The sequence below is a fragment of the Nocardiopsis flavescens genome, assembly GCF_900141985.1.
Lineage (GTDB): Bacteria > Actinomycetota > Actinomycetes > Streptosporangiales > Streptosporangiaceae > Nocardiopsis > Nocardiopsis flavescens.
The window spans coordinates 146,592-167,156 of sequence record NZ_FQZK01000001.1 but is presented as its reverse complement, the minus strand read 5'-3'; the positions used below and the strand labels follow the sequence as shown (position 1 = coordinate 167,156).

General features: G+C 76.1%; 25 protein-coding genes. 14 read left to right on the top strand and 11 right to left on the bottom strand.

Annotation, left to right across the window (positions count from 1 at the left end):
• The first annotated feature begins 29 nt into the window (after positions 1 to 29).
• Positions 30 to 515: a VOC family protein gene (locus tag BUE45_RS00835; protein WP_073373890.1), complete on the top strand. Its 486-nt coding sequence runs from the start codon at positions 30 to 32 to the stop codon at positions 513 to 515.
• Positions 516 to 558: 43 nt separating this feature from the next.
• On the opposite strand, the gene BUE45_RS00830 is transcribed toward BUE45_RS00835, so the two are convergent.
• Together BUE45_RS00830 and BUE45_RS00825 are read right to left on the bottom strand one after the other, a co-directional pair.
• Positions 559 to 1,326, bottom strand: a complete 768-nt coding sequence (locus BUE45_RS00830) for an SAM-dependent methyltransferase (RefSeq protein ID WP_073373888.1) — start codon at positions 1,324 to 1,326, stop codon at positions 559 to 561.
• Between the two features lie 93 nt (positions 1,327 to 1,419).
• Positions 1,420 to 2,181: a (2Fe-2S)-binding protein gene (locus BUE45_RS00825; RefSeq protein ID WP_245832673.1), complete on the bottom strand. Its 762-nt coding sequence runs from the start codon at positions 2,179 to 2,181 to the stop codon at positions 1,420 to 1,422.
• A 111-nt stretch (positions 2,182 to 2,292) separates the two neighbouring features.
• On the opposite strand from BUE45_RS00825, the gene BUE45_RS00820 reads away from it, so the two are divergent.
• The 3 genes from BUE45_RS00820 (at position 2,293) to BUE45_RS00810 (ending at position 5,439) form a co-directional block, all read left to right on the top strand.
• Positions 2,293 to 3,678 (top strand): sensor histidine kinase, encoded by a 1,386-nt coding sequence (locus BUE45_RS00820; protein ID WP_394328501.1) that lies wholly within the window; start codon positions 2,293 to 2,295, stop codon positions 3,676 to 3,678.
• Positions 3,679 to 3,761: 83 nt separating this feature from the next.
• Positions 3,762 to 4,415, top strand: coding sequence for a response regulator transcription factor (locus tag BUE45_RS00815; RefSeq protein WP_073375205.1), 654 nt, complete (start codon positions 3,762 to 3,764; stop codon positions 4,413 to 4,415).
• A gap of 49 nt (positions 4,416 to 4,464) precedes the next feature.
• Entirely contained in the window at positions 4,465 to 5,439 is a 975-nt protein-coding gene (locus tag BUE45_RS00810) for a DUF4097 family beta strand repeat-containing protein (RefSeq protein ID WP_084736746.1), read from the top strand.
• Positions 5,440 to 5,442: 3 nt separating this feature from the next.
• On the opposite strand, the gene BUE45_RS00805 is transcribed toward BUE45_RS00810, so the two are convergent.
• Positions 5,443 to 5,826, bottom strand: coding sequence for a hypothetical protein (locus BUE45_RS00805; RefSeq protein WP_073373884.1), 384 nt, complete (start codon positions 5,824 to 5,826; stop codon positions 5,443 to 5,445).
• 127 nt (positions 5,827 to 5,953) lie between these two features.
• On the opposite strand from BUE45_RS00805, the gene BUE45_RS00800 reads away from it, so the two are divergent.
• On the top strand, positions 5,954 to 6,967 hold the full coding sequence (locus BUE45_RS00800) for a Gfo/Idh/MocA family protein (RefSeq protein ID WP_073373882.1): 1,014 nt from the start codon (positions 5,954 to 5,956) through the stop codon (positions 6,965 to 6,967).
• Here BUE45_RS00800 and BUE45_RS00795 read toward each other — a convergent pair.
• Positions 6,948 to 7,841 carry a GNAT family N-acetyltransferase gene (locus tag BUE45_RS00795; RefSeq protein WP_073373880.1) on the bottom strand — a complete coding sequence of 298 codons (894 nt, stop codon included), beginning with the start codon at positions 7,839 to 7,841 and terminating at the stop codon, positions 6,948 to 6,950. The genes BUE45_RS00800 and BUE45_RS00795 overlap by 20 nt on opposite strands.
• Positions 7,842 to 8,021: 180 nt before the next feature.
• On the opposite strand from BUE45_RS00795, the gene BUE45_RS00790 reads away from it, so the two are divergent.
• The gene (locus tag BUE45_RS00790; RefSeq protein WP_073373878.1) at positions 8,022 to 8,597 is read left to right on the top strand and encodes a Uma2 family endonuclease; all 576 of its coding nucleotides are present in this window, start codon (positions 8,022 to 8,024) and stop codon (positions 8,595 to 8,597) included.
• A gap of 3 nt (positions 8,598 to 8,600) precedes the next feature.
• Here the strand turns inward: BUE45_RS00790 and BUE45_RS00785 are convergent, their stop codons facing one another.
• Both BUE45_RS00785 and BUE45_RS00780 read right to left on the bottom strand, forming a co-directional pair.
• A complete protein-coding gene (locus BUE45_RS00785) occupies positions 8,601 to 9,557 on the bottom strand; it encodes a helix-turn-helix transcriptional regulator (protein ID WP_073373875.1) in 957 nt (318 codons plus the stop codon).
• Between the two features lie 39 nt (positions 9,558 to 9,596).
• Positions 9,597 to 10,745: an MFS transporter gene (locus BUE45_RS00780; RefSeq protein ID WP_073373873.1), complete on the bottom strand. Its 1,149-nt coding sequence runs from the start codon at positions 10,743 to 10,745 to the stop codon at positions 9,597 to 9,599.
• A gap of 55 nt (positions 10,746 to 10,800) precedes the next feature.
• Here BUE45_RS00780 and BUE45_RS00775 point away from each other — a divergent pair, with 55 nt between their 5' ends.
• Together BUE45_RS00775 and BUE45_RS00770 are read left to right on the top strand one after the other, a co-directional pair.
• The gene (locus BUE45_RS00775) at positions 10,801 to 11,337 is read left to right on the top strand and encodes a CGNR zinc finger domain-containing protein (RefSeq protein ID WP_073373871.1); all 537 of its coding nucleotides are present in this window, start codon (positions 10,801 to 10,803) and stop codon (positions 11,335 to 11,337) included.
• A gap of 121 nt (positions 11,338 to 11,458) precedes the next feature.
• Positions 11,459 to 12,208 carry an SDR family oxidoreductase gene (locus BUE45_RS00770; protein WP_073373868.1) on the top strand — a complete coding sequence of 250 codons (750 nt, stop codon included), beginning with the start codon at positions 11,459 to 11,461 and terminating at the stop codon, positions 12,206 to 12,208.
• A gap of 48 nt (positions 12,209 to 12,256) precedes the next feature.
• Here BUE45_RS00770 and BUE45_RS00765 read toward each other — a convergent pair whose 3' ends face one another.
• A complete protein-coding gene (locus BUE45_RS00765; protein WP_073373866.1) occupies positions 12,257 to 12,661 on the bottom strand; it encodes a RidA family protein in 405 nt (134 codons plus the stop codon).
• Between the two features lie 134 nt (positions 12,662 to 12,795).
• Here BUE45_RS00765 and BUE45_RS00760 point away from each other — a divergent pair, with 134 nt between their 5' ends.
• Both BUE45_RS00760 and BUE45_RS00755 read left to right on the top strand, forming a co-directional pair.
• The gene (locus BUE45_RS00760) at positions 12,796 to 12,990 is read left to right on the top strand and encodes a hypothetical protein (protein ID WP_073373864.1); all 195 of its coding nucleotides are present in this window, start codon (positions 12,796 to 12,798) and stop codon (positions 12,988 to 12,990) included.
• A gap of 4 nt (positions 12,991 to 12,994) precedes the next feature.
• On the top strand, positions 12,995 to 13,552 hold the full coding sequence (locus BUE45_RS00755; RefSeq protein WP_073373862.1) for a Clp protease N-terminal domain-containing protein: 558 nt from the start codon (positions 12,995 to 12,997) through the stop codon (positions 13,550 to 13,552).
• 55 nt (positions 13,553 to 13,607) lie between these two features.
• Here BUE45_RS00755 and BUE45_RS00750 read toward each other — a convergent pair whose 3' ends face one another.
• Positions 13,608 to 14,087, bottom strand: coding sequence for a hypothetical protein (locus tag BUE45_RS00750; protein WP_073373860.1), 480 nt, complete (start codon positions 14,085 to 14,087; stop codon positions 13,608 to 13,610).
• Positions 14,088 to 14,302: 215 nt separating this feature from the next.
• Between BUE45_RS00750 and BUE45_RS00745 the strand changes: the two genes are divergently transcribed.
• Positions 14,303 to 15,424 (top strand): sensor histidine kinase, encoded by a 1,122-nt coding sequence (locus BUE45_RS00745; protein WP_073373858.1) that lies wholly within the window; start codon positions 14,303 to 14,305, stop codon positions 15,422 to 15,424.
• 19 nt (positions 15,425 to 15,443) lie between these two features.
• The gene (locus tag BUE45_RS00740) at positions 15,444 to 16,049 is read left to right on the top strand and encodes a response regulator transcription factor (protein WP_073373856.1); all 606 of its coding nucleotides are present in this window, start codon (positions 15,444 to 15,446) and stop codon (positions 16,047 to 16,049) included.
• Between the two features lie 53 nt (positions 16,050 to 16,102).
• On the opposite strand, the gene BUE45_RS00735 is transcribed toward BUE45_RS00740, so the two are convergent.
• From BUE45_RS00735 to ddaH, 3 genes are all read right to left on the bottom strand, one after another.
• Complete coding sequence (locus tag BUE45_RS00735) at positions 16,103 to 16,771, bottom strand: class I SAM-dependent methyltransferase (protein ID WP_342745972.1); 669 nt, start codon at positions 16,769 to 16,771, stop codon at positions 16,103 to 16,105.
• Positions 16,768 to 17,796 (bottom strand): NAD(P)/FAD-dependent oxidoreductase, encoded by a 1,029-nt coding sequence (locus BUE45_RS00730; RefSeq protein WP_073375201.1) that lies wholly within the window; start codon positions 17,794 to 17,796, stop codon positions 16,768 to 16,770. Before BUE45_RS00730 ends, BUE45_RS00735 begins: the two co-directional genes overlap by 4 nt.
• Before the next feature lie 92 nt (positions 17,797 to 17,888).
• Positions 17,889 to 18,635 (bottom strand): dimethylargininase, encoded by a 747-nt coding sequence (ddaH, locus tag BUE45_RS00725; RefSeq protein WP_073375197.1) that lies wholly within the window; start codon positions 18,633 to 18,635, stop codon positions 17,889 to 17,891.
• Positions 18,636 to 19,055: 420 nt separating this feature from the next.
• On the opposite strand from ddaH, the gene BUE45_RS00720 reads away from it, so the two are divergent.
• Together BUE45_RS00720 and BUE45_RS00715 are read left to right on the top strand one after the other, a co-directional pair.
• Positions 19,056 to 20,195, top strand: a complete 1,140-nt coding sequence (locus BUE45_RS00720) for an NAD(P)/FAD-dependent oxidoreductase (protein WP_073373854.1) — start codon at positions 19,056 to 19,058, stop codon at positions 20,193 to 20,195.
• 47 nt (positions 20,196 to 20,242) lie between these two features.
• Complete coding sequence (locus tag BUE45_RS00715; RefSeq protein WP_073373852.1) at positions 20,243 to 20,524, top strand: YiaA/YiaB family inner membrane protein; 282 nt, start codon at positions 20,243 to 20,245, stop codon at positions 20,522 to 20,524.
• The last annotated feature ends 41 nt before the right edge of the window (positions 20,525 to 20,565 follow it).

The window sequence follows — 20,565 nt, the reverse complement described above, 5'->3', positions numbered from 1 at the left end:
GAACACCGCGCCCCGAAGGGACCAGGACCATGACCGAGCTCAACAAGATCGTCCCCTGCCTGTGGTTCGACACGCAGGCCGAGGAGGCGGCGAACTTCTACGTCGGCGTGTTCGACGACGCGCGCATCCTCAAGGTCACCCCGTACGGGCCCGGTCTGCACCGCCCCGCCGACGCGGTGCTCACCGTCGACTTCGAGGTGCAGGGCCAGCAGCTTACCGCCCTCAACGGCGGGCCGGAGTTCACCTTCAGCGAGGCGTTCTCCCTCCAGGTGCTGTGCGACGACCAGGCCGAGTCCGACCGCTACTGGTACGCCCTCACCGAGGACGGCGGCCGGGAGAGCCGGTGCGGCTGGCTCAAGGACCGGTACGGATTCTCCTGGCAGGTCTTCCCGCGCGAGCTCAACGACCTGGTCGGCGACCCCGACCCGGCGCGCGCCGAGCGGGCCGTCAAGGCCATGCTCGCCATGGGCCGCATCGACCTCGCGCAGGTGCGCCGCGCCGCCGACGCGGGCTGAGGGCGCCGACGGGCGGGCCGCCGTGTGCGGCCCGCCCCGCCGCTCACACCCGCACCAGGGTCAGGTAGGCCATCCCCATGACCTCGCGCCAGCCGTCCACGCGGGCGACGCGGTGCCGGTCCGCGCGGGCGCGGACCTCCTCGGCGTCCGGGGAGCCGGGGTTGGCCGCCAGCCAGTCCTCCCAGCCCCGGGCGTGCCGGTTCTCGAAGTCGTCCCACTCCTGCGGGGAGGCCTGCGATAGCTCCCGCAGCCGGAACCCGTACGACAGGGCCATGTCCACCAGGGCGCGCATCGTCCGGTACTGCTCGCGGGGGGTGTCGTACATGGCGGCCAGCTCGGCGCCGGTGGGCTCGCGCAGCCAGAAGCACTCCCCGAACAGCAGCCGCCCGCCCGGCCGCAGCAGGCCCGACAGGGCCTCCAGGGCGTTGGCCGTGTGCTCCACCGGCTCACCGCCCCAGGCGTGGGTGGAGCCGATGTTGAACACGACGTCGGCAGCGGTCCCGGACCCGGCCCGCGTCCACTCCCCGGCGTCGCCCTCGACCAGTTCCACCCGGTCGGCCAGCCCGCGCGCGGCGGCGCCGGCGCGGCCGTGGGCGAGGGCCTCCCCGCCCAGGTCGATACCGAACCCGGTGGCGGTCGGCGCGCGCTCCAGGGTGCGCAGCAGCAGCTCGGCCCACCCGCACCCCACGTCCACCACGTGCGCGCCGTCGAGCGGGCCCAGGCCGTCGATGAGCCGTGCCGCGCGGGCGTCCGAGAGCGGCCCGTTGAAGTCGCAGTCGCGGTACAGGGGGGAAAGAGCGGGAGTGACCATCCGGGCAGGGTGCCACGGCGGCCCCCCGCTGTCACCCCGTTTTCCCGGCGCGGCGCCGCCTCGGGCGGGCCGCGCACCCCCGGGCCCCGGCGCTCAGGCGCCGGGCCCGCGCCCCGGGGCGGTCAGCGCGCAGTCGCCGCAGTACCCCGAGCCGGGCACCCGGTAGTACAGGCAGCAGGTGGTGCGCCGGAACACCGCTGCCCCGCCGGCGTCGCGACCGGTGTAGGAGCCGGTCCCGGCCAGCGGCGGCGCCGAGGTCAGCAGGCGCACCACCTCCCGGGCCCGCTCCCGCACCGCGGGCCGGTCCGCGCCCAGCGAGCGCGCCGCCCCCGCCAGGGCCGAGGCGGTGTTGCCGCGCAGCAGCCCCGGGGCCACCCGGCCCCGCGCCCCCGCCGCCCGCAGTGCGGCCGCGACCGGCTCCAGCACCCCGGCCAGCACGGACTCCGCCAGGTGGGCGGCCACCGCCGCGGGCTCGCGGCAGACCGGGGTGGCCCACCGCTGGGAGGTGCGCAGCACCGGCGCGCCGGCGGCCCCCGGGTCCCGGTGGAAGTCCCGCGCGCGCAGCGCCGCCCCGTGGCACAGCGCGGCGGCCAGCACCGGCGACAGCAGCCGGGTGGCCAGCCCCTGCTGGAACAGCGACGCCGCCACCCGCCACTCCACCGCCCCCGCGGGGACGGCGGCGAACCCCGCCAGGCGCTCGCGCACCCGCTCCACCTCGGCCGCGGCCTCTTTGGGCCCGGCACCGGACAGTGCCCGCCACCCCGGGCCCGGCGGCCCCGCCTCCAGGGCGAACAGCATGTTGACGCGGCCGATGTCGGCCAGCACCGGGGCCACCTCGACCCGCTCCCCGACCACACGGTCCCCTTCCCTCGACGCCCGCCCGCGGGCGGGTAGTGCCACCACCACCCGGTGTCCACGTGCTGAGGGGATCGTGTCCCGACCCGCCCCGAACCTAGATTGGGGTACGTGAGCGGTCGCAGTCCATCCATCGCACGGCCCGGCGACCCGCCCGGGCCCTCCCAGGGGTCCGTCCGCGACGCCGTCGCCACGGCCCGCCGGACGCCCTGGCGTGCCCGCGCGGTCGAGGTCGCCCACCTGATGACCTCGTTCGCCCTGTCGCTGTTCTACCTGCTCCCCGCGATCACACTGGTCGCCGCCGCCTCCTGGGCGGGGTTCACCTTCGCCCCGGGCGGGGGCGACCCCTGGGACGGCGGGCTCGCCGACCTCGCCGGGGACGTGCTCGGCATGCTGGTCGTACTGCCCGCCGTCGCCGTCCTGCTGGCCCGGCTGGCCTGCCGGGTGCAGCGGCACCGGCTGGGCACGGTGTTCGGGATCGTGGAGACCGCGCCGCCCGACCCGCTGGCCCCCGACGGGCGCTGGCCGAGGCTGTGGCGCTTCCTGTTCGGCCGCGAGGCCTGGTCCATGGTCGTCTACACCACCGCCGCCGGGCTGCACGGGCTGCTGTTCGGCGGGGTCGCGGTGGTCCTGGTGGTGTCCGGGACGGCGATGGCCATCGGCGCGCTGTTCGGCACCGTGTTCATCCTCGCCCAGGGCCAGCCCTCGGACCTGGCCGGCCCGCTGGCCCAGGTGGTGCTGGGGCCGCTGGTCGCCCTGGTGGGGCTGAAGCTGGCCCCCTACGCGGTCACCACCGAGGTGGCGCTGCACCGCGCCCTGCTGTTCGACGCGCCCGAGGTGCGGATGCGCCGCCGCCTCTCCCACGTCCAGGACAGCCGGCTGCGCATGGTGGACGCCGCCGAGGCCGAGCGGCGCCGCATCGAGCGCGACCTCCACGACGGCGCCCAGCAGCGGCTGCTCGCGCTGACCCTGACGCTCACCCGGGCCCGCGCCCGCGTGGGCAGCGACCCCGGCGCCGCCCTGGAGCTGATCACCGAGGCCCAGCGCGAGTCCCGCGAGGTCATGGAGGACCTGCGCGAGGTCGCCCGCGGCCTGCACCCCCGGGTGCTCACCGACCGCGGCCTGCCCGCCGCCCTGCCGGTGGCCGCCGGGCGCTCGCCCGTCCCGGCCAAGGTGGAGGTGGACCTGGACGGGCGGCCCTCGGCCCGCGCCGAGGGCGTGGCCTACTACGTGGTGTGCGAGGCGCTCACCAACGCGGCCAAGCACTCCGGCGCCGGGCGGGTCACCGTGTCCGCGCGGCGCGTGGGCGCCGGCCGCGGCGGCGACCTGCTGCGGGTCGCCGTCACCGACGACGGCGCCGGCGGCGCCGACCCCGAGTCCGGCAGCGGCCTGTACGGCCTGTGGGACCGGGTGGACGCCGTGGACGGCGTCCTGACCGTGCACAGTCCGGCGGGGGAGGGCACCGTCCTGACCGCCGACATCCCCTGGGAGGCATGAGAACCGTGTTCCACGGACACGACGCGCGACCGGCCCCGGCCCGGCCCGCGCAGCAGGGCGGGGTCCCCGGGGCGGGGCCGCGGGTGGTCATCGCGGAGGACTCGGTGCTGCTGCGCAGCGGCATGGCCCGGCTGCTGGAGGACGCCGGGGTGGAGGTGCTCGCCGAGGTCGGCGACGCCGACGCGCTCATGGGCGCCATCGCCGCCCACCCGGAGGTGGACCTGTGCCTGGTGGACATCCGGATGCCGCCCACCTACTCCGAGGAGGGCATCCGGGCGGGCATCCGCATCCGCGAGGAGCACCCGGAGGTGGCGGTGCTGCTGCTGTCCCAGCACGTGGTGGGACGCTACGCCGCCGAGCTGTTCGGAGGGCGCGACATGTCCCGGGTCGGCTACCTGCTCAAGGACCGGGTCGCCGACATCGACGAGTTCCTCACCGTGCTGCGCCGGGTGGCCGGCGGCGGCGCGGCGATCGACCCCGAGGTGGTGTCCCAGCTGCTCAGCGGACACCGGGGCAGCGCCCTGGACCGGCTCACCCCGCGGGAGACCGAGGTGCTGGAGGTGATGGCCCAGGGCCTCAACAACGCCGGGATCGCCTCCCGGCTGACCGTCACCGAGCGAGCGGTGGAGAAGCACATCCGGTCGATCTTCACCAAGCTCGACCTGGGCCAGGACGACCACGACCACCGCAGGGTGCAGGCGGTCCTGCACTACCTGCGCGACCACGACCGGGACTGACCGGCACCGCGGCACGACGGGGCAGGGGCCCCGGACGGAGAGGAAGAAAGTGACATTCAAGGCACGGGGGCTGTACGCCTCGTCGAGCAAGGAGCCCCGGAGCGGGTTCCGCGCCGGACCGTGGCTGGTGCTGGGCGGCGTCCTGGTGGCGGTCCTGATCGCGGTGACCGCGGTCTCGGTGCTGGGCAGCGTGGGCGTGGACCGGGGCGGCAGGGAGGACTCCTTCGCCTCCCCTGAGCGCCTGGTCGTGGAGAACGAGACCCGCGGGCGGGTCACCCTCACCGGCACCGACGGCGACCGGGTCCTGGTGGACCGGGAGATGCGCGGCACCCCGCTCTCGGAGCCCGACGAGGACATCGAGACCGAGGACGGCCACCTGCGCATCGAGACCGAGTGCTCGGGCATCTGGTTCGTGGGCGGCTGCGCGGTCGACTACGCCATCGCCGTCCCGGCCGGTGTGTCGGTGCAGGTGGAGACCATCGGCGGCGGGGTCAGCGCCACCGGCCTGGACGCCGGGGTGCAGGTGGACACCGTCAGCGGGGCGGTGGACCTCTCCGACGTCTCCGGCGAGGTGCGGGTGGAGACCACCAGCGGCCGCATCGACGCCGCCGGCGTGGCGGGCTCGGCCGACCTGGAGACCACCAGCGGCGCCATCACCGCCTCCGGTGAGGGCGAGCGCCTGTACGCCTCCAGCACCTCCGGGGCGGTCGACGTCGGCGGGTTCTCCGCCGCGGCGGTGGAGGCCGAGTCCACCAGCGGCCGGGTCTCGGTCGGCGGCGGGTTCGACACCGCCGAGGTCTCCTCGGTCTCGGGGGCCGTGGAGGTCCTCACCGACGAGCCCTTCCAGACGCTGGCGGTGGAGACCACCAGCGGCTCGGTGGACGTGGGCGTCCCCGCGGGCGCCTACGACGTGACCGGCGAGTCGGTCTCCGGCGGGCGCGAGATCGGGGTGGACACCTCCGCCTCGGGGCCGCGCGTGCAGGTGGACACGGTCAGCGGGAGCGTCCAGGTCCGCGAGCGCTGAGGTTCAGGCGCGGGTGAAGCGCAGCGCCGTCCAGTCGGAGTCGATCTCCTCCTGGGCGGCGGGGCGCCACCCGTCGTCGACCAGGACGTCCCACCCCTTGTCGGGGCCCAGGTCGGTGATGATGGTGCCGCCGCGCCGGGGGTAGCACACCCAGACCGCCGCGGCCGGGGACAGGGTCTTCAGGAGCGGGTGCAGCTCGCGGTCCACCGTCCCGCGGTCCAGGGCGAACAGGTGCGCGGAGTCGTACTCGGCCCCCTCGATGGGGCCCAGGTCGATGTGCACGTCGGGCGGCGGCTCCAGCAGCCTCAGGTACCGCTCGGGCGCGTTGAGGACGAGCAGCCTGTCCCCGGGGCGCACCCCGAGCCTGTGGGCGAGCGTCTGCGCCATGTCCCCCTCCGATGTCCGCCGGACCGGCTCCGTGCCGTCCTGGGGCCACCGTACGGCCCCCGCGCCCGGAAACCGAGGACCTTCCCCCGCCCGGACCCCGGGATGGCCGTGTTTTTAGGATGCATCCATGACAGATGAGAACGGCGTACTGCGCTGGGGCGTGCTCGGCACGGGCGGGATCGCCCACTCCTTCATGGAGGGCCTGCGGGCCACCCCCACGGCGAGGGTCACCGCGGTCGGCTCGCGCACCCCGGAGCGGTCCCGGGAGTTCGCCTCGACCTGGGGCGTCGCCCGCGCCCACGGGTCCTACGAGGACCTGGCCGCCGACCCCGACGTGGACGCGGTCTACGTCGCCACCCCCCACCCCTGGCACCACCCGCACACCCTGCTGTGCCTGAACGCGGGCAAGCACGTGCTGGTGGAGAAGCCGATGGCGATGAACGCGCTCCAGGCGGCGGAGATGACCGCGGCCGCCGGGGCCAACGGCGTCTTCCTCATGGAGGCGATGTGGACGCGCTTCCTCCCCGTACACCGCCTGGTCCGCGAGCTGGTCGCCGACGGGGCGATCGGCGAGCTGCGCCAGATCTCCGCCGAGTTCGGCGTCAGCGCCCCCTACGACCCCGACCACCGGCTGTTCAACGCCGACCTGGGCGGCGGCGCCCTGCTGGACCTGGGCGTGTACCCGCTGATGCTGGCCTCGTGGTACCTGGGGGAGCTGACCGTGGTGGGGGCCACCCGCCGGCTGTCGCCGGACCACATGGTGGACACCCACACCACGGTGCTGGTGCGCGGGGAGCACGGCGCGACGGCCACCCTGTCGTGCGCCTCGCTCACCGCCCTGCCCAACCGGGCGGTGCTGGCCGGGACGCGGGGGCGGGTGGAGCTGCCGCTGTTCTGGGCGGCGACCGAGGCGGTCCTGTACCGGGAGGGCGCCGAACCGGAGGTCCTGGAGCGGCCCTTCCGCGCCAACGGCTACGAGTACGAGGCCGAGGAGGTCGCCCGGTGTGTGGCGGCCGGGCTCTCCCAGAGCCCGGACATGACCTGGGACGAGAGCCTGCGCCTGGCCGCGCTCACCGACAGGGTGCGCGACATGGGCGGGCTGGTCTACACCGCGCCCACGGTCAAGGCCGTGCCGCTGTGAGCAGCCCGACGGTGTCGGGGTGGACCGGCGCGGCGGCGCGTCCGCCGCGCCGGGGCCGCCCGCCCAGGGAGGGCATGCGGCGCACCCGCGAGCGGGCGGCGCGGGCCAGGGCGCAGCGGGCGAGCGCGGCGGCGTCCATGTGCGCCACCACCATGAGGGCGTCCTTGGGTCCGACGGTGCGGGCGAAGAGGTCGTCGATGTCGCTGTGGCCGCTGCGCGGGCGCACCCCGTAGACGTCGCCGTCGAACACGCGGTAGGCGTCGCGCACCACGAGGGTGTCGGGGTCCAGGCCGGGGCCGTCGCCGAGCCAGTCGGCGGCGTCGGCGGCCACGCGCCGGACCCGAGCGGGGAGGGGCCGGCGCGTGTTGGGGAAGACCCGCTGGGGGCCCAGGTTGTGCAGCCACCCGGCGTAGACGGCCGGGTGGCGGGTGCGCATGACCACGTCCATGCCGCGCAGCGGCCGGGTGCGGATCTCGCGGGTCAGGAAGTGCGTCATCAGCGCCGAGGTGATGCCGCTGCGGCGGTGGGCGGGCACCACGCCGGTGGCGTCCAGGTACAGGGCGGGCCGCCCGGCCAGGTGCAGCCGGTGGTAGCCGCCCCAGCCGACGGGGACGCCCGTGCGGTCCATGACCAGGGCCAGGGCGGTGACCCGGTCGAAGAACCCGCCCTCGACGCGGGCGTGCCAGTAGGCCGAGTGGTCGGCTCCGAAGGCGCGGGCGGCCAGGCCGCGCAGCAGCGCGTGCAGGCGGGCGCGGCGGTCGGCCGTCAGGGCGGCGGGGGAGTCCCAGCGGGCGATCCGGTAGCCGGGGCACAGGTCGCGCACGGTCGGCAGGAGGTGGCGGTCGGACGTCGGGCTGAGGGCGCGGTCGAGCACGCTGATCCCACTTTCATCACTCTGGGAAATCGTGTAGCTGCTCACAGTAGTTGCTTTGGGGTGTCCCCGTGGGGAGTTCCCCGGCGAAGGACGGCCCGGCCGACTACGATCGATCTCAATGACCTTTGTGGGCCTCAAGTGTCCTCCAAGGACACTTTTCGACGATCGTTAGGTGGGGACATGTGCGCGCAGCCGGTGCCCGACTGGCTCATCCCTCCGCCCGGGGGCTTCAGAGCCGAGGACCTCGACAGACTGCCTGAGCTGCCCCCCCACACCGAACTGATCGACGGGAGCCTCGTTCTCGTGAGTCCTCAGAAGGGCTTTCACAGCGTTTTCCTGGACATCTTGGTCCAGCGGTTGCGCTCGTGCGCTCCCCCGGAATACCGGGTCCGGCGCGAGATGACGGTCACGCTCGGTCCTCGTCAACGCCCTGAACCCGATCTGTTGGTGGTTGACGCCTCCGCAGTGGACGAGGAGCAGACGAGTTTCGCACCTGCCTCGGTCACGTTGGTGGGTGAGGTCGTCTCCCCCGAGTCGGTCGATCGGGACCGGGTGCGCAAACCCCAGCTCTATGCAGAAGCGGGAATCCCTCACTTCTGGCGGATCGAGAAGAAGAACGGCGACCCTGTGGTGTACGTGTACGAACTCGACCCTGCCACGAACCGCTACATTCCTTCTGGCCTGCACCGTAATCGCTTGAAGGTCGACCTGCCCTACTCCGTCGACATCGACCTCACCGAGTACCGGCGCCTCTGAGGGTCAGCCCGCGGCGCGGCGCAGGCGCTCGGACAGCGCCGCCATCTCGGCGCGCAGCTCCCCGGGCTCCTCCACACGCATCTCCACGTCCAGCATGGCCAGGTAGCAGGCCATCATCCGCAGCGAGTCGCCCGCGACCTCCAGCACACAGGAGTCCGCGTCCGCCGGCTCCAGCCGCCCGTACGCGCCGATGCCGCGCCGCTCCGCCTCCTCGGCGTCCACGAACAGCCGCACCCTGGCCCGGTGCGGCCACATGTGGAAGTTCATCCGCTCGGCCAGGTAGGCGGCCACCCCCTGCGCGGGCGGGTCGCGCGGGGGCACCCGCGGCCCGGTCGGGGTGAGCGGGCGCATCCGGTCCACCCGGAAGGTCCGCCAGTCGTCGCGCTCGTTGTCCCAGGCCACCAGGTACCACAGCCGCCCCCGCGAGACCAGGCGGTGCGGCTCGGTGACGCGCCGGGCGACGGTGCCGTCGTGGCGCTCGTAGTCGAAGCGCAGCCGCTCCCCGTCCCGGCACACGCCCGCCACCAGCGCCAGCACGTCGGCGTCCACGACGGGGCCGCCGCCCGGCACGGGCACGGTGAAGCCGCCCAGGGCCTCCACCCGGCGGCGCAGCCGGGAGGGCAGCACCATGAGGAGCTTGGCCAGGGCGCGCACCGAGGTCTCCTCGATGCCGCGCACCCCGCCCTGCGCGGCGGTGCGCAGCCCCACCGCGACGGCGACGGCCTCCTCGTCGTCCAGCAGCAGCGGGGGCAGCGCGGCGCCCACGCCCAGCTGGTAGCCGCCGCCGGTGCCCATGGTGGCCCGGATCGGGTAGCCCAGCTCGCGCAGCCGGTCCACATCGCGGCGCACGGTGCGGGCGCTCACCTCCAGGCGCTCGGCCAGCTCCCCGCCGGGCCAGTCCTTGCGGGTCTGGAGCAGGGAGAGCAGGCGCAGCAGGCGTGAGGACGTGGTGGTCGACATACCCGCAGTCTGCCAGCAGTGCAGGCCAGGACGTGTCCGCTACCGGCGGGGGGCCAGCGCCGCGACCGCGTGCAGCAGCGCCGCCGCGACCAGGCACGCCGGGACCGAGGACTGCGCCAGCGGCCCGGCCGGCGGCGCACCCGCGGCGAACGCCGAGATCTTCAGGCTCGCCCCGGTGGTGAAGACCCGCGCCCGCAGGGGTTCGGGCGCCTCGCGGTGGCGGATCGCGAACAGGGCGGCCAGCTGGGGCCCCTCGGCCGCGCCCACCAGCGCCACCGCGGCCACCAGCGCCGGCGTGCAGGACGCCGACGCCGCCCACGCCGCCCCCGCGGTACCGGCGGCCTGCACGGCCACGCACACCCGCAGCAGGGCGTCGGGGGAGACCGCGCCGGGCCGGCGAGCCATCACCAGGTTGGCGGCCAGCGAGCACACCGCCATCCCGGCCAGCAGCAGCGCCCCCTGCTCGGCGCCGCCCATCAGGCGCATCCCCAGCAGCGGCGCGCACACCACGAGCATCCCGGTCCCGGCGACGGACAGCGCGCTGACCGCGGTCGCCCACCGCAGCGCCCCCGGGGCCAGCACCGCCCGCACCCCCTCCCACAGCCGGGGGAGCACCCGGCCCGCGGGCCGGGCGGCGGGGGCGCCGGGCAGCGCCAGCGCGGCCGGGACCGCCAGGGCGATGAGCGCGGCGGCGCAGGCCAGCGCCGCACCCGCCCCGGCCAGGACGGCGACGGCGCCCGCCAGCGCCGGTCCCAGCAGGGAGGCGGCGCCGAAGGTCATCGCGTCCCAGGCGTCAACCCGCCCGCGCGGGGCGGAGGGCACCGCCCGGGGCAGCTGCGCGGTCCACCCGCCCGAGAGCGCCGGGCCCAGCAGCCCCACCGCCGCCGCGGCGCCGACCGCCAGGGGCAGGGGCACCCGGCCCACCGCCAGGGCCAGCGCCACCAGCCCCGCCGCGTAGGCGCACAGCGCCCACGCCAACAGCCGCCCGGGCCGGGCGGAGCGGTCCAGCAGGGCGCCCACCAGCGGGCCTCCCACGGCCGCCGCCCCGGTCAGCCCGGCCAGCAGCGCCGAACCCGCCACGGCCTCGCCCGTCAGCGCCATCCCCAGCAGCAGCAGCGCCGGCCCCGACATCTCATCGCCCGTCCGGGCCGCGGTCGCACCGCCCAGGTACCTCGTCACGTCGCGCACGGCCCGGACGCTACGGGGTAACGCCACAAACCAGAAGAGGCGTTACAGTGGCCGCATGCCCACCCCGACCGCCCTCACCGGCCGCTCGGTGCGCGCGGTCGCCGCCCGCACCGCCGACCTCGTCAACGCCCTGGCCCGGCCGGACACCGGTCCCGGGCGGGTGCGGGAGGTGCTGCGCGCCCACGGCGAGACCGACCCGGTCGCCGGCGCCGACGTCGAAGCCATGCGCGGGGCGGCCGGGCGGATCCGCGCCGTCCTGGCCGCGGACACCGCCGCGGCGGCGGCAGCCGCGGTCAACGCCCTGCTGGCCGGGGCGCACCGGCCCCGGCTCACCGACCACGGCGGCACCTCGCACTGGCACGTGCACACCGACTCCTGCGACGACGCGCCGCTGGCGGAGTGGTTCGCCGCCTCGGCAGGCCTGGTGCTGGCGCTGCTGCTGACCGACCGCCAGCGCCCGCCGGGCGGGGTGTGCGCGGCCCACGGCTGCGACCTGGTCTTCATCGACACCGGCAGCGGCAGCACGCGCCGGTTCTGCTCCAAGCGGTGCGCCACCCGCGCCCGGGTGCGCGCGCACCGCGCCCGCGCCTGAGCGGGCGCACCGGGCGGGAAGGGGCGCGGCCCCCGGCGCGGGACCGCCCGTGCGGGGGTGCGGCGCACCCCGGAGAGGCGCGGCCTTCCTCCCGCTGCCCGCCCCGGCCAGGGTGGGGGCCATGAGCACACACGGAACGGGCACAGCGGCACAGAAGGTCGTCCTGGTGACGGGGGCGGGCAGCGGGATCGGCGAGGCGGTGGCCCGGCGCCTGGCCGCGCAGGGGCACACGGTCGTCCTCACCGGGCGGCGGGCCGAGCGCCTGCGCGCCGTCGCCGACGACCTCACCGCGGCCGGGCACACCGCGCGGGCGCACCCCCTGGACGTGACCGACCGCGCCGCCTTCGCCGCCCTGGCCGCACAGGCGGCGGCCGAGCACGGGCGCCTGGACGTCCTGGTCGCGAACGCGGGCGTGATGCTGCTGTCGCGCCTGGAGTCGCTGCTCGTCGACGAGTGGGACCGGATGTTCGACGTCAACGTCAAGGGTCTCTACAACGGGGTCGCCGCGGTGCTGCCGCACTTTCGCGCCCAGGGGTCGGGCCACGTGGTGACCGTCGCCTCGGTGGGCGCCTACGAGGTGCCGCCCACCTCGGCGGTCTACTCGGCCACCAAGTTCGCGGCCCGGGCGCTGACCGAGGGGCTGCGCGTGGAGTCCGACCCCTCGGTCCGGGTGACCACCGTCTCCCCGGGGGTGACGGAGTCGGAGCTGGCCGAGCACATCACCGACCCCTACGCCGCGGACTTCATGGTGGAGTACCGCAGGCGGAGCATCCCGGCCGACGCGGTCGCCCGCGCCGTGGCCTTCGCCCTGGACCAGCCCGCGGACGTGGACGTCAACGAGATCATCGTGCGCCCCGCCGCCCAGCGCTGAACCGCCGGGGCGGGGACGGTGCGCACCGTCCCCGCCCCGGCGGGCGGCTCAGGCCGCCGCCACGGCGACGGCCTCCACCTCCACGAGCTGGTCGTCGTAGCCCAGGGCCGCCACCCCGAGCAGGGTGGAGGGTGCGTCGTGGTCGCCCATGTGGGCGCGCACCACGTCCCAGGCGGCCACCAGGTCCTCCTGGCGGGGGGAGGCGACGTAGACGGTGGTCTTGACGACGTCGGTGAGCGAGGCCCCGGCGTCGGCCAGGGCGGTGCGCAGATTGCGCATGACCTGCTCGGCCTGGCCGGCGACGTCGCCGACGGCCACGGTGGCCCCCTTCTCGTCCAGGGGGCAGGCCCCGGCGGTCCACACCGCCCGCAGGGGTCCGGTGGCGGTGGCCGCGTAGGCGTAGTCGACGTCCGGTGTGAGGGTGGCGCTGCGGACGAGGCGGACGGCGGTCATGGGTCTCCCGTGTTCGGTGGTGCTGTCCCCCTGTCCAACGCCGCAGCGCCCGCCCCGGTGCCCGTCCCGTTTCCGCCGACGGCAGAGCGTCAACCCTTCTTGACACTCTTAGGGCGTCAAGATAAATTGACACCATGCATGGGGGAACGCCGCCGACCGACCCGGCCACCGGCCTGACCGCCGTGGCCGCGCTGCGCAAACTCGCCGACCACCTGGAGGCCCTGCACGTGCGCGCCGCCCGCGAACAGGGCCGGTCCTGGCAGGAGATCGCCGACCACCTGGGCGTCACCCGCCAGGCCGTCCACCAGAAGCACGCCCACCGGGAGTGACACCGTGTTCGAACGCTTCAGCCGCACCGCCCGCGCCGTCGTCTCCGACGCCGTCGCCACCGCAGCCGAGCAGGGCGACGCCAAGGTCGGTCCCGCCCACCTGCTCCTCACCCTGGCCCGCTCCGAGGGGGCCGGCGCCCGCATCCTGGCCGACGCCGGGATCACCCCCGCCATGCTCGCCGACCCGCCCGCCGGACCCGCCGGGCTCAACGACCGCGAGCTGCACGCCCTGCGCGCCGTGGGCATCGACACCGACGCCCTGTTCCGCCGCCTGGAGGAGGCCTTCGGCCCCCAGGGGCTGGCCCCGCCCGAGCGGCCGGCACCGGTGCGCCGGCGCGGGCGCCTGGGCAGTCCCTTCGACGCCAGGGCCAAGAAGGTCCTGGAGCTGTCCCTGCGCGAGACCATCGCCGCCGGGCACGACGCCATTGACTCCGCCCACCTGCTGCTGGCCCTGCTCCGCCAGGGCCTGCCCGAGCCCGCGGCCTCGGTGCTGGCCTCGCGCGGCCTCACCCACGCCGAGGTCCTGCGCCGCACCCGCGCGCTCCTGGACCGGGCGGCGTGAGGGCGCGGCGACCCGCCGCGGGTGCCCCGGCCCCCGTGCCGGGGCACCCGGCCGGTCAGGTCAGGACGGCCACGCCCAGGGACACCAGGACGCCGACCCCCACGCCCCACAGCACGATCGCGACCGCGTGCCAGAACACCACCGCGCCGCGGGTCGCGCCGAAGGAGACGGTCGCCGCCGCCGTGATCTGGCTGGGCAGCGCCAGCGGGCCCAGCAGGGCCACCCCGGCCACGCCGTAGCGGTCGAACCGCTCCTTCAGCTTGGCCCGGCGCGGCGACGGCTCGCTCGCGTCGCCGCCGCGGCCGGCCAGCACCCTCTCCCGCACCCGGGAGGAGACCGCCACCACGGCCATCATGGACACGAGGTTGCCGGCCACCGCGGCCGGGACCGCCACGAAGACGGGCAGACCCGCCACCACGCCCAGCGCCGAACCGTTGTAGGACTCCACGAAGGGGACCATGCCGAGCAGGATCACCACGATCCATTGCAGGGCCTGGGGCACCTGGGAGGTGAAGTCCTGGAGGTACTCGATCATCGTGGAACCCTTCGTCGGTGGGGAATCGCGTTCCCCCCAACAGTCGCCCGCCGACCCCCTCCCGCGGCAGTGCGACCGCGTCACCGGCCGACCGTGACATTCACCCGCCCCGACCGTGACGCCGTGTCACTGGTGGGGCCCGCCCGGACCCGGCCAGACTGGGGGCGCGCCGCGCCCGCCGGGGGCCCGCGCCGCGGACCGGGAGAGGGAGGCGCATGGCGTCCGAGCAGACCGAGGAAACACAGGGACGGCTGCGCCGGCTCAACCTGGACATCGTGTCGGGGTCGATCGCGGCCGTGGGCGCGCTGCTGATCGCCACCGACGCCGAGGCCTGGTGGGACGCGCTCCTCATGGGCCTGGGGCTGTCCCTGACGATGATCACCGTCAACCTGTGGACCGCGGGCCGGCGCCCCCTGCTCATGCTCCCCGGCGCCCTCGTCGTCACCGCCGTGTGGGTCGCCGGGGTCCTGTGGCTGGACGGCGCCACCACGGTCTACGGCTTCGCGGTCGTGGCCACCATCCTGGTCTCCGAGCTGCGCCGCCACCGCAGGGCGGCCGCCGCCGGGGTCGTGGCCCTGGCCGCGGTCCTGATCGGGGTGCGGGCGGCCCTGGGGCCGGAGGGCCCCCTGGAGATCCTGTTCCGCTACGGCGTGACCTCGGCCGCCGTCGGCCTGGGCGGGTTCGTCCTGGTCTCGCTGGTCTTCGCCGTCCACGACGTCATCGGCGAGCTGGAGCGCGCCCGCGAGCGCGAGGCCGAGATGGCCGTCATGCGCGAGCGCGTGCGCTTCGCCGGCGACCTGCACGACATCCAGGGGCACACCCTGCACGTGGTCAAGCTCAAGGTCGCCCTGGCCCGCAAGCTCCTGGGCGCCGACACCGTCCGCGCCGAGAAGGAGCTGGGCGAGGTGTACGAGCTGGTCGGCGACACCATCTCCCGCACCCGCGAGCTGGCCTACGCCCAGCGCAGGCTCAACCTGTCCGCGGAGCTGGAGAACGCCAAGAACCTCTTCGAGGCCGCCGGCATCCGGGTGGAGGTCGACCGCGAGGGCGAGGTGGACGAGCGGGCGGGGGTCCTGCTCGGCCAGGTGCTGCGCGAGACCACCACCAACATCCTGCGCCACGCGCAGGCGTCGAGGGTGCGGATCACCCTCGCCGAGACGGGCATCATCATCACCAACGACGGCGCCGGACAGGGGCCCACCCCCGCGCTGCGGGGACTGGCCGCCCTGGGGGAGCGGGTGGCCGGCGCCGGTGGCGAGCTGACGGCGCGGCGCGAGGACGACCGGTTCCTGACGGCCGCCTCGTTCCCGGCCCCCCGGCCGGCCGCCGCGCGCTGACGATCACGAGAGGACACAGATGACCATCACCGTGGTGCTCGCCGACGACGAGGCCCTGCTGCGGTCGGCACTGGCGGCGCTGCTGCCCCTGGAGGGGGACATCTCCGTGCTCGCCGAGGCGGCCGAGGGCGCGGCGGCCGTGGAGGCCGTGCTGCGGCACCGGCCCGACGTGCTCGTCATCGACCTGGAGATGCCCGGCACCGACGGGCTGGAGGCCGTGGCCCGGCTGCGCCGGGAGCTGCCCGGCCAGGCGGTGCTGATGCTCACCCGCCACGCCCGCCCCGGGGTGCTGCGCCGGGCGCTCAAGCTCGGGGTCCAGGGGTTCGTGAGCAAGTCGGCCGAGCCCGCGCACATCGCCGAGGTCGTGGCCACCCTGCACGGCGGCAAGCGGTGGATCGACCCGGACGTGTCGGCGCTGGCCGTCATCGACGACTCCCCGCTCACCGACCGCGAGGTGGACGTGCTGCGCGAGACCCGGGAGGGCTACTCGGTGGCCGAGATCGCCGGGCGCCTGCACCTGGCCGAGGGGACGGTGCGCAACTACCTGTCCAACGCGATGCAGAAGACCCAGACGCGCACCCGGCACGAGGCCGCCCGCTACGCCCGCGAGCACGACTGGCTGTGAACCGGCGCGGTCCCGGGGGCTTCGGGCTCCCCGGGACCGCGCCGCGCGTGCGCTCAGGCGCGGCGGCGGGCCCGCAGCACCGCGTCGTGCAGGACGGAGCGGTGCCCGCCCCGCTCCACCTCGCGGCTGCGCGACTCGCTCACCAGCACCTCCCACGCGCCGGGGTCGAGCACGGCGGCCACCTCGGCCGCCCCCACCCGCGCGTGCTCCAGCGACCCGTCGTGGCCGTGGGACCCCGCGTGGCCGTGGGGCCCGGTGTGGTCGTGCCCGACGACGAACAGCGTGCCGCCCGGCGCCACCGCCGACGCCAGCAGGCCGAAGAACGCCGCGTACCCGCCGGTGGGATGCGCGTAGTGGCTGCACACCAGGTCGTAGCCGCCCCCGCCGGGGATCCCCTCGGTCAGGTCCGCGCGCACCCACGCGATGCGCCCGGCCGCCTGCGGGTCCAGGTCCGCGGTGCGCTCGCGGGCGGCGTCCAGGGCGGCCTGGGAGATGTCCGCAGCCGTCACCCGCCATCCCCGCCCGGCCAGCCACCGGGCCTCGGCCCCGGTGCCCGCCCCGGCGTCCAGCGCCCGGCCGGGCTCCAGGTCCGAGGCCTCGGCGACCAGGTGCGGGTTGGGCGGGACGCCGTGCCCGCCCGCGTGGCCGCGGTAGCGGTCCTCCCAGTAGTCCCGGTCGAAGTCCTGCGCCATGTGCTCCCCCTCGTCGCGCTCGCGTGTCACAGTCCGTGGCGCTCCGGCCCCGCCACCGCCTCGTGCGCCCGGGCCTCCGCCCGGGCCGAGAACGGCAGCCCGGCGCGCATCCGCGCGACCGCGCGGTCGGCCTCCTCCATGACCAGGTCCGCGTTGATCTGCGCCCCGGCCATCGTGCCCGCCGCGGCGGCCGCGCCCACCTGGGCGGTCAGGTCGGTGACGTTGCCCGCCGCCCACACGCCCGCCACCTCCGTGCGCCCGCCGAACTCCGCCTCCACGTGCTCGCCGACCCCCATGGGGTGCTCGCGCAGGGGCAGGCCCAGCTCCGCCAGGAAGCCGGCGCGCGCCACCATGCGGGTGGCCACCGCCAGGGCGTCGCGCTCCACCACCCGCCCGTCTCCCAGGCGCACCCCGCTCAGGCGGTCGCCGGCGGTCTCCACCGCGGCGACCGCGCCCTGGACGACCTCGATGCCCAGGGCCCGCATCCGCTCGCGGTCCTCGGCGCCCACCGGGTCGGCGGTGTGGGCGAAGAACACGACGTCCTCGCTCAGCTGGCGCATGAGCAGCGCCTGGTGCACCGACATCGGTCCGCTGGAGAGCACGCCGATCCGCTGCCCCCGCACCTCCCAGCCGTGGCAGTAGGGGCAGTGGATCACGTCCCGCCCCCACCGGTCGCCCAGGCCCGCCACGTCCGGCAGCTCGTCCGCCAGGCCGGTGGCCACCAGCAGGCGGCGCGAGCGCAGGGTGCGCCCGTCGGACAGGCGCACCGCGAACCCCCCGTCCTCGCGGGCGGCGCCCACGACCCGGCCGCCGACCACCTCGCCGCCGTAGCCGCGCAGCTCCTCGCGCCCCCGGGCCAGCAGGTCCAGGGGGTCGACGCCCTCCCGGCCCAGCAGCACGTGCACCCCCTCGGCGGGGGCGTTGCGGGGCTCGCCCGCGTCCACCACCGCCACCGAGCGGCGCGAGCGGGCCAGGGACACCGCCCCGCTCAGCCCGGCCGCACCGCCGCCGATCACCACCACGTCGTAGTCGCGGGTGCCGTCTCGATCCGTCACCTCGATCACCTCCGCGACCAGGATGCGGCCCGTCGGGCGTCCAGCACAAAAAACTTTGCCGTAATGGCAAAACGGGGGGCGGCGGGGTCAGGTCACCGGCCGGGGAGCAGCACGCTCAGGCAGGTCACGCACGCCTCCAGCTTCTCGAACTCGGAGATGTCCACCGGCAGCACCCGCCACCCCCGCCCGGACAGCTCGTGGACGGTCTCGTGCGCCGCGGCGCTGATGAGCACGTCCCGGCCGCCCAGCGGCAGCACGTGCGCGCCGGGCTCCTCCCGCGGGCGCAGCAGCGGCGGCAGCGCCGCGGCGTCCACCAGCTCCTCCAGGCCCACCAGGGTGCCGTCGCCCAGCGCCGTGACCGCCGACTTCAGGTGCAGCGCCGCCCCCAGCGCCACCCGGCGCACCTCCCGGCCCATCGGCTTGAGCAGCCGCTCCAGCTGGGCCGCGCCCGCCTCGTCGGTGCGCCCGCCCACCCCCACGTACACGGTGGCCCCCACCTGGAGGACGTCGCCCCCGTCCAGGGTCCCCGGCGCCTCGATCCGCGCCACCCGCAGCCCCAGGCCGCGCACGGCCGCCTCCACGCCCTCGACCTCCCCGCGCCGCTCCGGCGCCCCGGAGCGGGTCAGCACCGCGAGGTCGCCGCAGACCACCACGGGGTCCTCCACGAACACCGAGTCGGGGTGCTCGGGCGCCGGGTCCACCTCGTACACCCGCCACCCCGCCGAGGCCAGCGCCTCCTGGTAGATGGTGTACTGGCGGGCCGCCAGGACCGGGTCGACCTCCACCCGGTCGATGTGGGTGACGATGCCCCGCGCCAGGTTCGGCCCGGGGCGGCGCATCAGGGCGACGCCGTGGTAGGTGCTCACGTGTTGACTGCCTTCCAGGGGATGGGTGCGCTCCTCGTTGACCGCACAACCTATCGCCGCTGCCTACCCCGGTCCCGGATGCGGCACGCGGGTCTTTCGGCTTGTTCACGGGAGCGTCACAGGCCGCGGCGACCGGGCATTCCACCGCTTTCCACCGCCAAGGGCGCACATCACAGAGCGGGCCGCCCCGGTGACGCGCGCCCCGGCTCCGGGAACAGTGCCCGCCCGGCGGCCGGCAGGGGTCGCGCCCCCGGGAGGCCGGGGCGCCGCGACTACCGCGGGAACCCGCCGGTACGGGGGCGCTGGAAGACCCCGGGCCGGGCCGCGTACGGTGGACCGGCCGCCCGACCACCCCGCCGGGGCCCGCCCCGGCACCCCCGACCGGAGGATGCCATGGACGTGATCGTGGTCGGCGGCGGCATCGTCGGCGCCAGTGCGGCGCTCCACCTCACCGCCAAGGGCGCCTCCACCGCCCTGGTCGAGGACTCCCGCGCCGGCGGGGCCACCGCCGCCGGACAGGGCGTCGTCTTCCCCTGGCCCCTGCCCGGGGAGGACCCCGCCCTCCAGGCCCTCAAACGGGGCGCCGCAGCCCACCTGCCCGGACTCCTGGACCTGCTCGCCGACGACGGCCGGGCCACCGGCCACGAGCGGGTCGGCGGCATCCGCCTGGACCCCGAGGGAGACGACACCGGGTACGACCTGCTCCGCGCCCTGGCCGCCGAACCCGGCCACGAGGGCATGGGCCGGGTGGAGCGCCTGGCCCCGGGCGAGCCGCGCGAGCACGTCCCGCTGCTCTCCGAGGCCCACCGCGGCGTGTACGTCGAGGGCATCGCGCGCGTGCGCGGCGCCGTCCTGCGCGACGCCCTGTTCCAGTCCGCCCAGGAGCGCGGCCTGCACCACCGCAGGGGCGAGGCGCACCTGCTGTGGGACGGCGGCCGGGTGAGCGGGGTGCGCGTGGGCGGCGAGGACCTGCGGGCGCCCACGGTGGTCGTGGCGGCCGGGGCCTGGTCCGGCCGCCTCCTAGAGCCGGCCGGGACGGACCTGCCGGTGGTCCCGGTGCGCGGCCAGGTCACCCACTTCGCGCTGCCCGGGACCGACACCCGCTCCTGGCCGGTCCTGCGCTGGGGCGGGCACGGGGGCCACGCCGTGGCCTTCGGCCCCGACCGCGTCGTCACCGGCGGCACCCGCGAGCCCGAGGCCGGGTTCGACCACCGCGTCACCGCCCGCAGCACCGCCGAGAACCTGTCCCGGGCCCTGGAGGACCTGCCCGGCCTGGCCGGGGCCACCGTGGTCGGCTCCCTGGCGGGCCTGCGCCCGGCCACCCGCGACGGGCTCCCGCTGCTGGGCGCCCACGCACGGATCCCCGGCGTCGTCGTGGCCACCGGCCTGGGCGGGGAGGGCCTGTCCCTGGGCGCCTACCAGGGGGCGCTCGCCGCCCGCCTGGCCCTGGGGGAGCCCGGCCCGCAGGACCTGTCCGCACTGCGCCCGGACCGGCCCGCGCCCCCGCGACCCGCCGGACCGGACGCGGGGTGAGTAGGCGTACTCAGGCGCCCCGGACCGGCCCCGTCCACCATGGGCGTATGAACCCCTTCGCCCCCGCCCCCCGGTCCAGCCCCCAGTTCTACCTCCAGTCCATGATCTCCTTCGCCGCCGCCTCCGTCGGCCTGGGCGTGGGCGTGGTCTTCCTCCCCGTCGACCTGTGGATCCGCGCCTTCCTGGGCATGGGCCTGCTCTACGTCATCACCGCCACCTTCACCCTCGCCAAGTGCGTGCGCGACCGCCAGGAGGACCAGGCCGCGGCCGAGGCCGCCCAGCAGTACCAGCAGTGGAACGGCGTCGAGCAGGTCCCCCAGCAGCGCTGACCCGCCGCACCCCCGACACGCCCCCGCCCCCGCACCCGGAC